Raw genomic sequence first — 12,933 nt, 5'->3', positions numbered from 1 at the left:
CCGCGGGGGCCGCCGGGCCCGGGTGCCCCATCGCCGCTCCGGCCCCGGGCGGAGTCCCGCGCCCGGCGCCACCCCAGGGTCTTTCGCACGGATCATGCCGGACTCCCACGAGCCCGGCATGATCCGCACGAGAGGCCCTAGGTGGTGCTGGTGCCCCAGTCGTCCCCGGGGCTGCCGTCGGCGTTGCGCTCGCGCAGGGAGCGCACCCGCTGGGCCACGGACGCCGGGACCCGGTCGCCGACCTTGTCGCTGACCGTGTGCAGGGCCTTGCCCGCGTACGAGCGGCCCTGCTGGGCGGCGGTCTCGGCGGTGTTCCGGACCGCGGGGTTCTGCGCGATCTGCCGGGCCGACTTCTTCAGCTGCTCGTAGCGCTCACGACCGGCCTTCGTGCCGAGTACGTAACCGAGAGCCAGTCCGGCGAGGAACGTGAGCCGGTAGCGCATGGCTGCCACCCTTCCGGTGCGTAGGTATCTGGTGCGGCGCTGGCGCCGAGAGTACCGATTGGCGGAGCACCCCCCTGCTTGCGCTAATGTATGTGTCGCAGCGAGCGCCCGCCCCCTGGCGAATACCCGGGTAGGTCCGTTCGATGCAGACGAAGCGATCCTCCGTAGCTCAATTGGCAGAGCAGCCGGCTGTTAACCGGCAGGTTACTGGTTCGAGTCCAGTCGGGGGAGCTTCGGTCCTCCGTAGCTCAATTGGCAGAGCAGCCGGCTGTTAACCGGCAGGTTACTGGTTCGAGTCCAGTCGGGGGAGCGCTGAACGAGGGCCCCGGGAGGGGTCCTTTTTCATGTCCCCGGGAACCGCCGGACCCCCCACGCTGTCCTCCAGGTCAGGAGCGGCCGCGACAGCCGACCAGCCGAGGCAGGAGATCGTATGAGCGGCTATGCTGCGGCAGACGGCGCGCACACTTGTACGCGACACGCCGCTATGGGGCGGTAGCTCAGCCGGTTAGAGCAGCGGACTCATAATCCGTCGGCCGTGGGTTCGAGTCCCACCCGCCCCACCAGGCGCCACAGGCGCAGATACGTTCTCACCTGCGCCGATACCGAAAGCGCCACCACGCCGAAGCGTCACCCGAGCGGTGCAAGGCCCGCTGCTCGCTCGGTGCTCGCCCGGGAGTTCTGACGGCACGTGAGAAAGACCGGGCGGCCCCCGTCCGGCGGACGCCCGCCGGGTCTCGGCGTGACACTGATCACGGACGCCGTGCGTCCGGAAGACGACGAGCGTCACCTACGCCTGCGCTGTCGTTTTGGCCGAATCGTCCGTCAACGTTCGTCTCGATGTCATGACTTGACCGCGTCCAGGCGTGAACCGGTCACGTCCTGGGCACGGACCTCCTACCGATGTGCGCAGCCGGGTGGTGCCGGCGACAAGGAGGGCGTCATGGACCGTCGCATCCGGGTACGTGTCAGCCGGCGGCCCTCCGCCCCGCGCGGGCAGGAGATCGATCGCAGGACTCCCTCGGGTCGCGTGCTGCCGTACTGACCCGGCGGACCGCGCCGGCCAGGGCGGACCGCAGCGGTTCCGGCGGTGCCGCGCCGCCGGGTGCCGCGCTCCGCGTGACCGCCGCCGCGACCTGCCGCAGCTTGGTGTTGGTCCGCTGGGACGCCTCCCGCAGGATCTCCCACGCCTGGTCCGCGGTGCACGCGTGGGCCGCCATCAGGACGCCGCGGGCCTGGTCGATGACCGGACGCGAGTCCATCGCCTGGCGTAGCTGCGCTATCTCCAGGCGCAGCACGTCCAGTTGCTCGGCGCGCTCCCGGGCCACCGCGCCCGCCGTACGGGCGGGCAGGTCCGCGGGCAGACCGCCGCGCAGCGGGTCCACGGCGTCCAGACCCGTCAGCTCCAGCACCCGGCGCGGCTGCCCCCGCCAGCCGGTGGCGGCGACCGGCACGCCCCGCCGGCGGCCGTACGCGCGCAGGGTGTCCAGCACCGCCAGGCCCGCCGTGTCCACGAAGACCACCCCGGTGACGTCCAGGTCGACCCGGGCGGTGTCCGGCGGCAGCGCGGCCAGGGCCGCGGCGAGGACGTCCGTGCAGCCCTGCACCAGTTCGCCCCGCGCGCGCAGCAGAACGCGGCCGCCCTCCGCGCGGGCGTCGACGGTCAGGGTCTCCGGCCGTCCGTCCCGCGGTGCGCGTGCCGCTGTGGTCATGCTCTTTCCGTCCCGCTGTGCCGGTCCCCTCGTCCTTACCCCGCCTGCCCGGTGCGCCACCGCCTACACCCGCCGGCCGGGCGAGGGCGCATACTGGTCAGTCGTATACCTGTGCAACCGGGAGGTGGCATGAGCGGTTCGGAGCCGGTGCGGCTGCTGTCGGTCGCCGCCGTGCCCAAGTCCGTGGTGCCGCGGCTCGACGTGTACCCGCTGACCGAGCGGACCGGATTCCGCGCGGCGGGTGAGGTGAGCCTGCCCACCCGTGGCGTCTGGGAGCGTGCGCTGGAGCGGGCCGTACGCGAGGGCGACGACGGCGAGGGCGAGGACGTGTACTACTTGGAGCTTTCCGCGGTGACATTCGTCGACGTGGCGGGCGCCGGCGCGCTGGCGGACGCCGCCCGCAGCCTGGACGGCCGGCGCCGCCTGGTGCTCGACCGGCCACCGGACGCGCTGCCCCGGATACTGGACCTGCTGTGGCCCGGCCTGCCCGGGATCGAGGTGACGGCGTCATGACCGTGACGGCCGAAACCGTGGACCCGTTCGTGCACCCCGCGCTGTTCTACGGCGACGCGGCGGAGTACGTGGCCGGCACCGTGCCCTTCGTCCGCGAGGCGCTGGCGGCCGACGAGCCGGTCGCCGTCGCCGTCCCGGAGGAGAACCTGCGGCTCATCCGGGACGAGCTGGGCGCCGACGGCGCCGGCGTGCACTTCCTGGACATGCGGGAGGCCGGACGCAACCCCGGCCGGATCATCCCCGGCGTGCTGCGCGCCTTCGCCGACCGGCAGCCGCCCGGCCGCCGGGTGCGGATCATCGGCGAGCCGATCTGGGCGGGCCGCAGCCCGGCCGAGTACCCGGCCTGCGTCCAGCACGAGGCGCTGATCAACGCGGCCTTCCAGGGCCGCGAGGTCACCATCCTGTGCCCGTACGACACCGTGCGTCTGGACGAGCGGGTGCTCGCCGACGCCTACGCCACCCACCCGGTGGTCATCCCGTCCGGCTCCGCCGCCGAGCGCGCCAGCGAGGTCTACGACCCGGACGGCGTCGTCGCCCGCTACAACACGGCGCTGCCGTCCGCCCCCGGGCCCGGTCCCGGCGTGCTCGCCGTCGCCTTCGACGAGTCGTCCCTGTCCGCCGTGCGCCATCTGGCCACCGACCACGGCGCCGGGCTGGGCCTGACCGGCCTGGGCCTGGAGAACCTGGCGCTGATCACCGCCGAGCTGACCACGAACAGCGTGGTCCACGGCGGCGGCACGGGCACGCTCACGGTGTGGTCCGAGGACGGGTACGTGCTGTGCGAGGTCCGCGACAAGGGCCGCCTCGCCGACCCGCTGGCCGGGCGCCGCCCGGCAAGCCGCGACCAGCGCGGCGGACGCGGACTGCTGCTGGTCAACCTGGTCTCCGACCTGGTACGCGTCCACGCGGGAGTGGAGGGCACCACCATCCGGAGCTACCTGGCCCGGTGAGCCGGCGCCGCGCGGCCCGGCGAGGGCGGGGGTGCGCGGCGACGCGGGGGTGACGGCCCCGGATCAGGCCGCCAGCGGGTTCAGGACCAGCGGTTCGATGCGGCCCTCCAGCATGGCGCCGAGGCCCTGGGCCGCGCAGATGTCGGGGCGGTCGGCGATGTGCACCGGCATCCGGGTGGCCTGGCGCAGCATCTGGTCGAAGCCCGGCAGCAGGGCCGAACCGCCGACCATCATGATCCCGCGGTCGGCGAGGTCGGCCACCAGATCGGGCGGGCAGTCGCGCAGCACCTGTCCGATGCCGTCCAGGACGGCGGTGAGCGGAGTCTGGATCGCGCCGCGCACGGCGGCGGTGTCCACCCGTACGCTGCGGGCCAGTCCCGTGACCACGTCCCGGCCGTGGATCTCGGCCGACGCCGGGCCGTGCGGGGTGAGACCGTTGCCGGACAGGGCCAGTTGCAGCGGCCGTACCGACTGGGTGGGCAGCATCAGCCCGTGCTGGTGCCGCAGGTGCTGCACGATCGCGTGGTCCACGGCCTGGCCGCCCACCGGAATCCGCTCGGCGGCGACCAGGGAGCCCAGCGAGAGCACCGCCACCTGGGTGGCCGCCGCCCCGCACACCATGATCATGGTGGCCTCGGGCCGCTCCACCGGCAGTCCGCAGCCCACCGCGGCGGCGATCAGCGTGTCCACCAGCTCCACCCGGCGCGCCCCGAGCCCGACCAGCGTCTCGATCGTCGCCCGCTGGGCCAGCGGGTCGGCGTCGTGCGGGGCGCAGGCCGCCGCGCGCAGCCGGGGTTTGCGGCGCAGCATACGGCGCATCTTGTCGCCCAGCAGATGCCGCAGCATGCGCTGGGCCATCTCGATGTCGACCACCGTGCCGCCGGCGACGGGCCGGACCACCTTGATGAAGTCCGGGGTGCGGCCCGTCATCTTCTCCGCGAACTCGCCCACGGCGATGAGCGCGCCGGTGCGGGTGTTCACGGCGGCCGCCGAGGGCTGGTCCACGACCAGACCGGCGCCCTTCACATACACCCGGGTACGCGCCGCGCCCAGGTCGACGGCGAAGTGGCAGCGGCGCAACTGCTCCAGGCTGACGGTCACGGCGGATCCTCCCGAGTGCGCGGGCCTTGCGGGCCCCGTCCGTGCGGCGGGCCCACTCGCATCCTGCGCGGGGCCGGAACCGGGCGCCCGCTGTGCACCGCCGGGCGGGGCGCCGCTGAACGGGCGTAATTCCCGGGCCCTGCCGGAGTGTCGCCCGCCTTACAGCGCGTGGGCGGCCTCCAGCAGCGGGTCGAGGGAGGAGACGGTGACCTCGCTGCCCCCCTCGCGCAGCCGCCGGCGGCCGGCCGGGGTGGGCGCGTAGCCGATGAAGCGGACGCCGAGCTGCTGGGCGGCGGTGAGTTCGGCGACCGAGGAGCTGATCAGCACACCGCCGCGGGCCGGTGTGCCCAGGGCGTCCAGGGCGCGCAGCAGGCAGTCGGGGTGCGGGGTCAGCAGGCCGAGGTCGTCGCGGCGGCCGTACAGACCGGCGAGGGGCAGCCGGTAGGGCGCCAGATAGCGGTGGACGGCGCCGGTGGACACGTCCGTCACCACGCTGACCCGGCGGCCGGACCGGTGCAGGGCGCGCACCAGCGCGGGGGAGTGGTGGGTGGTGGGCGCGTCGGGCACGGCCCGCAGCTCCAGTTCGTCGAGCCGGGCCCGCAGCAGCGGGCCGAGCCGGTCGTGCGCGAACGCCCGCAGCAGGTCCAGCGGATGGGCGAACGCGCCCGGACCGGTGGCGCTCGCCACGGGCAGCGGCCGGCCCGCCAGCGCGTCCTGCGGGTCGCGGTGGTCGGCCACGACCGACAGCAGGTCCAGTACGGCCTCCCGCGCGGTGTGCGCCGTGAACAGCCGGGCGAGCGGCCCCTCGAAGCCGACCAGCACCACGTCGGCGTCGTCCAGCAGGGCGGACAGCCGCCGCCGGGACGGCACGGGCGGCTCCTGTGCCGGCACGGGCGCCCACTCGGGCGCCAGTTGAACGGTGTACGACACCGTCAGCCCCGGCACCGGCCAGTCGGCCACCTCCGCGTTCACCGCCCGCTGGGCGGCGCCCGCGCGGCGCAGCGGATGGCGGCGGGTGATCGGGGCCGCCGCGGCGCACAGGTGGTCCAGCAGCAGCCCCGGCACCCCGGTGGTCCCGGCGCGGACGAAGGCGACCGGGTCCGCCACCCGCCAGGACAGCAGCACCGCGGCCTTGAACGCGCCCTTGCCGGAACTCGGCAGGGACACGATGTGCCGGGCCGTGTGGAGGGCGAGGTCGACCGAGTAGTACGTCTCCGGGCGCGGCGGCCGGGTGCCGTACGGCTGGATCGGGTCGAGCAGGGTCAGCGGGCCGTCGGCGCGGGTGTGGACGACGGCCGTGCGGCCCGGGGTGGGCACGCCCAGGGTGCGCAGGTCGTGGGTGAGGAACGGGCCCTGCACGAGGTCGGGTTCCGGCTCGGCGGCCTTCGGTCCGAGCAGGCAGTACCAGGCGGCCGGCGGGCTGCTCGGGCTGCTGTCGGCGAAGAGCGGCCGGAAGCGCTGGGAGCGCTGGGCGGCGGAACTGGCGGCGAACTCGTCGTACAGCGCGGGCGGTACGACGACCGTGACGTCCGCGGCGGTGTCCGGCGGCGGCGCGGACGGCTCCGCGAACGTCACCGTGACCCGCGGCGGATCGCTCAGCCGGGCGAAGGCCTGCGGGAGGGTACGCAGGACGGCGGCGAGGACGGGCAGCAGGTAGGCGCCGGGCGCGGTCCGCACCAGGTAGCCGTCCGGGCGGACGGCCACCTCGTACTGGTGGGGCCGGACGAGGCCGCGTGCGAGGACGTCGTGCACCGCGGCTTCCAGGGTGACGCGGGCCTCCGGGCGGCCGGTCAGCGCGCCCGCCGAGAAGCGGATCTCCGGGGCGTGGTCCCGGGCGGGCTCCCCGGCCAGGACCCCGAGCCCGCGGCGCAGCTCCTCCAGGCCGGCCCGGGTCTCCCGGGCGGCCCGGCCCGGCACGCCGTGCAGCGGCTCGCCGCGCCACAACGCCAGGGCGCTCCCGGCCAGTTCGCGGGCGCGGTCCGGCTCCCCGGCGGCTTGGGCCTCCTCGGCCTCGGCGGCCAGCCGGCGGAAGCGGAAGACGTCGATGTCGTCGGGCGCGGTGACCTCGCCGAGACGGAGGGCGTAGCCGTCGCCGGTGGTGAGGAGGTCCGGTCCGAGGGCCTCGCGGAGGCGGTCGACACACGCCTGGAGCGAGGGGGCGCCGTCCCCGGGGCCGTCCGCGAGTCCGGCGGCCAGTTCCCGCGCGGTGACGGGCCGGCCCTCCCGCAGCAGCAGCATGCACAGGACGGCCTGGTCACAGGGGTCGTCGACGTCGAGCCGGCGGCCGCCGCGCGCGGCCCGCAGCGGGCCGAGCAGCGAGAGGCGGAGCGGGCCGTGGCGCTCACCGAGGCGCAGCAGCCGCTCGACGCCGTCGCGCCGGCCCTCCGGGGTGCCGGAGAGCAGGCCGGCGGCGGCCGTGACCAGCTCCGCCCCGAGCGCGTCGGAGCGGCCGTGGACGGCCCGCGCGATCCGGCCGAGCGCCGCGAGGGACTCCTCGCGGCTCCCGGGCGTGAGGGGCGCGGTGTCCGGGCAGGTCAGGACCGGTCCGTCCGGGGTGAGGACGACGGTGTCCAGGTCCGGCAGACCGCGCGGCCCCTCCGCGACGTGCAGGGCGAGCACCGCCTCGGTCAGCTTCGGGAGCAGGGCGACGGCCTCGCCGGCGGGCAGCCCGCCCGGGGCCTCGTCGAGACGCCGGCGCAGCGTGTGGCCGGCGACGGACTCCCGGGCCAGGTAGGGGACGCCGTCGGCGAACCCGTGGCCGAGGTACCGGGCGATCCCGGGGTGGCGCAGCTCGCCGAGGGCCCGGCCCAGCTCCGTGAAGGCGGCCGGGAACGGCCCCGGCGGGTACCGGTGCAGCACGACGAGGGCATCACCCTCGCGTGTGTCCCGGGCGAGCCAGCCCGTGCCCCCGGCCGGCCGCACCAGCCGGTACCGCCCCGCGAACAGCCCGCCGGCTCCGGCGTCTTCCCCGGCCCCGGCCCCGGCCCCGGACCCGTCCGCCGACAGCCGCCGCACGCTGTCCTCGCGGACCGTGGCGAACGGATCGCCCTCCACGGCGGTTCCCGCGCCCCGCGCGGACGGCACCGACGCCCGGAACTCGCCCGGCGCCCGGCCCGCCCTGCGGTCGATGAACTCCCCGATCCGGCCGAGCAGTCCGGTGGTGCGGTGGCGTTCGGTGCGGGGCAGTCCGAGCAGCAGCAGCTCGCGTACGCCGTCCCGGAACGCGTAGGAACCGGGCGGGGCGCCCGGCACGGTGGTGAGCATGCCGCTGAGGACGACCTCGGCCAGGTGCTGGGGCCGCGGGTCCGGTTCCACCGCGGCCTGGACCAGGCGCATCACCGGCAGGTCCGGGCGGCCCACCGCGAGGTGCCCGGCCAGCCGGACCGCCTCGGGCGAGGCGGTCGCCCGGAACCGCAGCACCAGTTCCTCGGCGGACAGCAGCCCGACGTCGGTGCGGTCCTCGGCGTCCGCCGGCAGCGGGCGGCCCAGCCCGGCGGCCGCGCCGGGGAACTCCGTGCCGCCCGGCGTCGTCAGCAGCCCGGCCCAGTGCGCCAGCCACCGCGGCTCCGGTTCCAGCACGGGCACGGGCACGGGCACGGCGCCGCCGGTGCCGGGGAACCCGCCCGGCGCGCCCGGCGCGTGTGTCTCGTGCGTGTCGTACCGCTCGTACGGCGTGAAGGCGTAGGCCGCCGCGGGAGCCGCCGGGTGCGGGGCGGAGAGGGTACCGGGAGCGGCGGGCAGGGCGGTGTCCCGCCACAGGTGCTCCGGGAGCGGCTGGAGGACGGCCAGGGGCATCCAGCGGACCCAGCGGTGCAGGGTGGCGTACCAGCGCGTCCCGGCGGGGCCCTCCCGCCACTGCGGGCCCATGCAGTCGCTGACCAGCAGCGTGACGGTACGGCCGTCGGCGGCGGTGAGCGGGCCGGGGCCGCGCACCGTGCCGTCGGCGCCGGCCCGGTACAGGGCGACCGTGCGGAACATGCCCGACTGGGCCAGCACCGTGTGCAGTTCGCGGACCAGGGGCCGCCAGACCGGCATGGTGGGACCGGCGTCGTACACCAGGTTCAGGCGCAGCCAGCGCTCGCGGGCCGGGCGCAGCACCGGCAGCCACCACGCGGGGTCGGCGCCCAGCCGGGCGATGCGGTCGGCGGTCGCCCGCTCGTCCAGCTCGTGGCCCACGGGCGCGTCGGTCCGGCGGGCCAGCGGGCGCAGCGCGCGCTGCAACGCGAGCGGGTGGGACAGCATCGGGGGCGCCGGGGCGAGGAGCGTGGTGTGCGGGCGGTCCGCCGCCGGGCCGGGCCGCCGGGAGGGCAGGTGAAGGGGCACGCGGGCGGGCGGCGCCGGCGGCGGGGCGGGTGGTGGGACGGGCGCCGCCTGCCGCGGCTCGGGCGGGGACGGCGGGGCCGGCTCAGGGAGAGGTGGCGGCTCCGGGAGCGGTGGCGGCTGCGCGGGAAGGGCGGGTCCGGCGGAGCCGGCCGGGCCGGCGGTGTCGTCGACGGCGTCGGCCGCCGGGCCCGTGTGCCGGGCCAGCCAGAGCACTTCGGCCAGTTCGAGCGGGGTCGGACGCACCCCGTGGGCCGCCCCGGCCAGCACGTCGGCGAGGCGGACCAGGGGATCCGGGGAACCGGCGGCCTCAGAAGACATCGGACTGCGCGGTCTGTCCCAGGTACGGCATGAGCTGTTCGGCCAGCCGGTCCAGGGACTCGGCGTCCAGGTCGGCGGAGCGGGCCAGGTAGATCGCGTTCAGGAGCTGGTCGGTGGCCAGGTCGCCGACGCCGGACCGGGACAGGAACCGCTCGATCAGGGTGCGCGCGTAGGCGTCGGGTTCGCCCAGGTGGGCGCGGACGATCTCGGCGAGGTGCCGGTCGTCCGGCTGCCGCAGGTGCAGCGTGACACAGCGGCGCAGGAAGGCGGGCGGGAACTCGCGTTCGCCGTTGCTGGTGAGGACGACGAACGGGAAGGCCCGGCAGCGGACCCGGCCGCGGGCCACCGGGACCCGCTCGTCGGTGCCGTCGGCCAGCACCTCGGTGACGCCGTCCGGGGCCAGCCGGGAGGCGCGCACCAGCTCGGGGATCTCGTACTGGCCCTCCTCCAGCACGTTCAGCAGGTCGTTGGGCAGGTCGAGGTCGCTCTTGTCGATCTCGTCGATGAGCAGCGCGCGCGGCCGTTCGTAGGGCAGGAGCGCGGTGCCGAGCGGACCGAGCCGCAGATGGTGCTCGATCCCGGACCGGTCCTCCGCGCCCTGCGGGTCTCCCGCGCCGTCCGCGCCGTCCGTCCGGTCCCGCCGGGCGGCCTCCTGCCGGGCCGCGTACAGCCGGGACAGCGGGTCGTACTGGTAGAGGCCGTCGTGCAGCGTGCTGCGGCTGGTGACGTTCCAGCGCAGCACCGGGCCGAGCCGCAGCTCCCGGGCGACCGCGTACACCAGCGAGGACTTGCCGGTGCCGGGCGGGCCGGTGACCAGCAGCGGACGGCGCAGGTACAGGGCCGCGTTGACGAGCTGGACCGTCTCCGGCGTGGCCTGGTACGTCTCGGCGCGGTGCGTGCGGTCGGGCGAGACGGCGGAGACGTCGGCGGAGGCGTCCGGCGCCGGGAGCACCGGCCCGCCGTCGAAGGCCCGCCAGGGCGGCGGCGCGGGCAGCTCGGCGATGCCGTCGTGCGGCGCGTTCGTACCGGTGTAGACGGGCCACAGGGGCATGGGCTCTTCTTCTCCGTGAGGGCGGTCGGCGGTGCGGGTGGTCGGCCGTACGGCGGGTCGTAGGAACGGATGTGGGGACGGTCGGTCGTGTGGACGGTGGGTCGTGGGGACGGTCGGTGGTCGTGGGGACGGTCGGTCAGGCGACGGGCGAGTGCAGGCTCGCGGTGGTCTCCGGGAAGCAGCGCGGATCATCCCAGAGCAGTTGCAGGTCCGACGCCCAGTGCCCGTCCGGCTCCTCGGCGGCCTCCGCCGTCAGCCGCAACGACAGCACATGCCGCGGGAGTTCGGCCGGCGGTACGCCGGCGACGGCCGCGCCGAGCTGGTCCAGGAACACGGTGCCGGGGCAGGGCGCGTCCGGGCGCGCGGTGTCCGGGCAGGGCGCGTCCTCGTGCACGGCGCACGGCGTCCCGGTCCGGGGCCACAGCAGGATGGGCACGGGCACGTTGAGGCCGACCTCGAAGTGCCGGCGGGCCACGGTGGGCGGGGCGGCGAAGCCCGCGAGGCCCGCGTCGCCGTCCCACAGCCGCTTGCGCAGGCTCGGCGGGCGCTCCCGGGTGCCGCACTCGACCCGGTGCACCTCGGCGCCGCCGCCGGTGTCCAGTTTCTGCCACTTCTTGCGCAACTGGTGGCGCAGCCGCCCGCTGTGGTGGCGGGCGCGGTCGGTGACCACGAGCGGGTAGGCGCAGCCGAGCGGTGTGCTGTCGTCCGCGCCGCACTCCCACTGCGCCACCGCCTCGTTGAGCCACTCGCGCGGCAGGACGAACGCCACGAGTTCGTCGGCGTCCGGGGCGAGGTGGGCGACGGCCTCGTCGATGCGGTTCTGCACGTAGGCCCGCACTCCCGTGCGCGGCAGCCGGCGGGCGCCCACCGGCCGGCGCCGTCCGTCGCGGTACGCGGACACCTCCACGGTCACCTGGTCGGGTCCGGCGCCGCTGTGGTCGATCTCCACGACGACCGGGGACCAGGCGGGGGCGTCCGGCGCGGGCAGGGGAGCCTGCGGGGCCGGGGCCGGCGCGGCCGGGAACGCCGGGGGAGCCTGCGGGGCCGCCGCGTGGGGCACCGCCGGGGTCCGTAACGCCGTTCCCCCGTCCAGCAGTTCGCCGAGGCGGCCGGTGAACCGGCGGGCCGCGTCCGGGTCCGGGACCTCCCAGCGCACATAGCCGGCCGCGTGCCACAGGGAGGGGAAGCCGCCCGCGGGCAGGGGCGGTCCGAAGGGGCCCACCGCGTCCACGTACAGCCGGTTCGGATCGCACCGCCCGCGGCCCTCGGCCGTGGCCCGGCGCAGCAGGGCGTACAGCCGCTGCCGGACGTCGTCGTCCAGGCCCGGCGCGGGCACCAGTTCGCCCAGTTCGGGCCAGTACCGGGCCAGCACGTCCAGCGGCAGCATCCGGCCCTTGCGCACGTCCGGCGAGGTGCCGAGGGCGGCGGTGACCATGCCGGCCACCCTGCCGTCCGGCAGGGTCACCGCGGCCCCGCTGAACCCCTCCACGATCGGCTGGCCGTGCCCGTGCCACGCCACCAGCTCCAGCCACTCGCCGGCGATCAATTGACCGGAGACGGCCTGGTACTCGGCGAGCGTGCCCTCGTCGTAGCCGAGGGGGAAGCCGTAGGCGACCAGCCGGGGGTACGGCTCGGTGTAGACGGTGTCGGGCGGGGCGAACCGGGCCGGGGCCAGCGGGAGGTCGTCGGCCACGTCCAGTTCGAGTACGGCCATGTCGCCGGGGTCGGTGACCTCGCCCGCCCAGCCGCCGTGCCGGACCACCGTGGCGGACAGCTCGCCCAGCTCCCTGGCGTGCGGGAAGGTGACGGTGACGGCGGCCCGGTCGCGGCACCGGACGACGTGGGCGCAGGTGAGCACCCGGCGGCCGGTCACCAGGAAGCCGGCCCCCACCTCGTCGCCGCAGGCGATCCGGGCGTGCCAGGCGGCGCTGCCCATCACCGCTCGGCCGGCTCCGGGCCCGCCGCGGCCTGGCCCGGCACGGCGGGCGCCGCCGCGGACGCGGTCCGCCCGTCCGCTGCCTGCCCGTTCGGGGTTTGTCCGTCCGCTGCCTGCCCGTTCGGGGTTTGTCCGTCCGCTGCCTGCCCGGTCGCGGTCTGTCCGTCCGCGGTCTGTCCGCCCGGAGTCCGTTCCGGGGCCCAGGAGAGCTTCACGACCAAGTGGCCTTCCGTGGAACCCTTCGCGATGACGGCACCGGCCTCCGCGGACAGCCGTACCCCGAACTCGATCTCGACCGTGTCGGGGCGCAGGCTGCCGTCCCGGAAGACCCGCAGCGCCGCCGCCGCTGCCGCCCGCACCCCGTCCAGCGCTCCTTCGAAGGTGCGCGCGGCCAGCGCCGGTCCGTCGCCGCGCGAGACGAGGCGGGCGCCCGATCTGGTGCCGACGCCCTCCACCACGACGAGCGCGCCCTCCTCGGTCCTGAACTCGACCAGTCCGTCCATGGCGCCGCCCGTCCCCCTCGTCCGTGACCCGTGACAACCCCTATGGTACGGACGGTGCCTGGCACGTCACCTCGCCGAACGGCGTG

Annotated in this window: 9 protein-coding genes and 3 tRNA genes; 5 read left to right on the top strand and 7 right to left on the bottom strand. The window is 76.1% G+C overall.

Annotated elements, in window-relative coordinates:
- Nucleotides 1–137 precede the first annotated feature (137 nt).
- On the bottom strand, nucleotides 138–443 hold the full coding sequence (locus ACZ4SV_RS22385) for a YtxH domain-containing protein (RefSeq protein WP_468006118.1): 306 nt from the start codon (nucleotides 441–443) through the stop codon (nucleotides 138–140).
- 158 nt (nucleotides 444–601) lie between these two features.
- Here ACZ4SV_RS22385 and ACZ4SV_RS22380 point away from each other — a divergent pair.
- The 3 genes from ACZ4SV_RS22380 (at nucleotide 602) to ACZ4SV_RS22370 (ending at nucleotide 1,006) form a co-directional block, all read left to right on the top strand.
- Nucleotides 602–674: transfer RNA gene (locus ACZ4SV_RS22380), tRNA-Asn, on the top strand.
- A 6-nt stretch (nucleotides 675–680) separates the two neighbouring features.
- Nucleotides 681–753, top strand: a tRNA-Asn gene (locus tag ACZ4SV_RS22375).
- A 176-nt stretch (nucleotides 754–929) separates the two neighbouring features.
- A tRNA-Ile gene (locus tag ACZ4SV_RS22370) sits at nucleotides 930–1,006 on the top strand.
- Nucleotides 1,007–1,408: 402 nt separating this feature from the next.
- Here ACZ4SV_RS22370 and ACZ4SV_RS22365 read toward each other — a convergent pair.
- A complete protein-coding gene (locus ACZ4SV_RS22365) occupies nucleotides 1,409–2,152 on the bottom strand; it encodes an ANTAR domain-containing protein (protein ID WP_468006117.1) in 744 nt (247 codons plus the stop codon).
- Nucleotides 2,153–2,281: 129 nt separating this feature from the next.
- On the opposite strand from ACZ4SV_RS22365, the gene ACZ4SV_RS22360 reads away from it, so the two are divergent.
- Together ACZ4SV_RS22360 and ACZ4SV_RS22355 are read left to right on the top strand one after the other, a co-directional pair.
- Nucleotides 2,282–2,665 (top strand): STAS domain-containing protein, encoded by a 384-nt coding sequence (locus tag ACZ4SV_RS22360; RefSeq protein ID WP_468006116.1) that lies wholly within the window; start codon nucleotides 2,282–2,284, stop codon nucleotides 2,663–2,665.
- Nucleotides 2,662–3,615 (top strand): anti-sigma factor RsbA family regulatory protein, encoded by a 954-nt coding sequence (locus ACZ4SV_RS22355; protein WP_468006115.1) that lies wholly within the window; start codon nucleotides 2,662–2,664, stop codon nucleotides 3,613–3,615. Before ACZ4SV_RS22360 ends, ACZ4SV_RS22355 begins: the two co-directional genes overlap by 4 nt.
- Before the next feature lie 63 nt (nucleotides 3,616–3,678).
- Here ACZ4SV_RS22355 and ACZ4SV_RS22350 read toward each other — a convergent pair whose 3' ends face one another.
- From ACZ4SV_RS22350 to ACZ4SV_RS22330, 5 genes are all read right to left on the bottom strand, one after another.
- Nucleotides 3,679–4,716: a rod shape-determining protein gene (locus ACZ4SV_RS22350; protein ID WP_365942080.1), complete on the bottom strand. Its 1,038-nt coding sequence runs from the start codon at nucleotides 4,714–4,716 to the stop codon at nucleotides 3,679–3,681.
- 159 nt (nucleotides 4,717–4,875) lie between these two features.
- Nucleotides 4,876–9,357: an SAV_2336 N-terminal domain-related protein gene (locus ACZ4SV_RS22345; protein ID WP_468006114.1), complete on the bottom strand. Its 4,482-nt coding sequence runs from the start codon at nucleotides 9,355–9,357 to the stop codon at nucleotides 4,876–4,878.
- The gene (locus ACZ4SV_RS22340; RefSeq protein ID WP_365880483.1) at nucleotides 9,347–10,408 is read right to left on the bottom strand and encodes an AAA family ATPase; all 1,062 of its coding nucleotides are present in this window, start codon (nucleotides 10,406–10,408) and stop codon (nucleotides 9,347–9,349) included. Before ACZ4SV_RS22340 ends, ACZ4SV_RS22345 begins: the two co-directional genes overlap by 11 nt.
- Nucleotides 10,409–10,544: 136 nt before the next feature.
- The gene (locus ACZ4SV_RS22335) at nucleotides 10,545–12,344 is read right to left on the bottom strand and encodes a VMAP-C domain-containing protein (protein ID WP_468006284.1); all 1,800 of its coding nucleotides are present in this window, start codon (nucleotides 12,342–12,344) and stop codon (nucleotides 10,545–10,547) included.
- Nucleotides 12,344–12,847 carry a CU044_2847 family protein gene (locus ACZ4SV_RS22330; protein ID WP_468006113.1) on the bottom strand — a complete coding sequence of 168 codons (504 nt, stop codon included), beginning with the start codon at nucleotides 12,845–12,847 and terminating at the stop codon, nucleotides 12,344–12,346. The genes ACZ4SV_RS22335 and ACZ4SV_RS22330 overlap by 1 nt, the downstream gene beginning before the upstream one ends.
- Between the last annotated feature and the right edge of the window lie 86 nt (nucleotides 12,848–12,933).

This window comes from Streptomyces sp. NPDC027672, assembly GCF_055566335.1.
The sequence above is the reverse complement of the archived record's forward strand: the minus strand, read 5'-3'. Positions and strand labels throughout refer to the sequence as shown.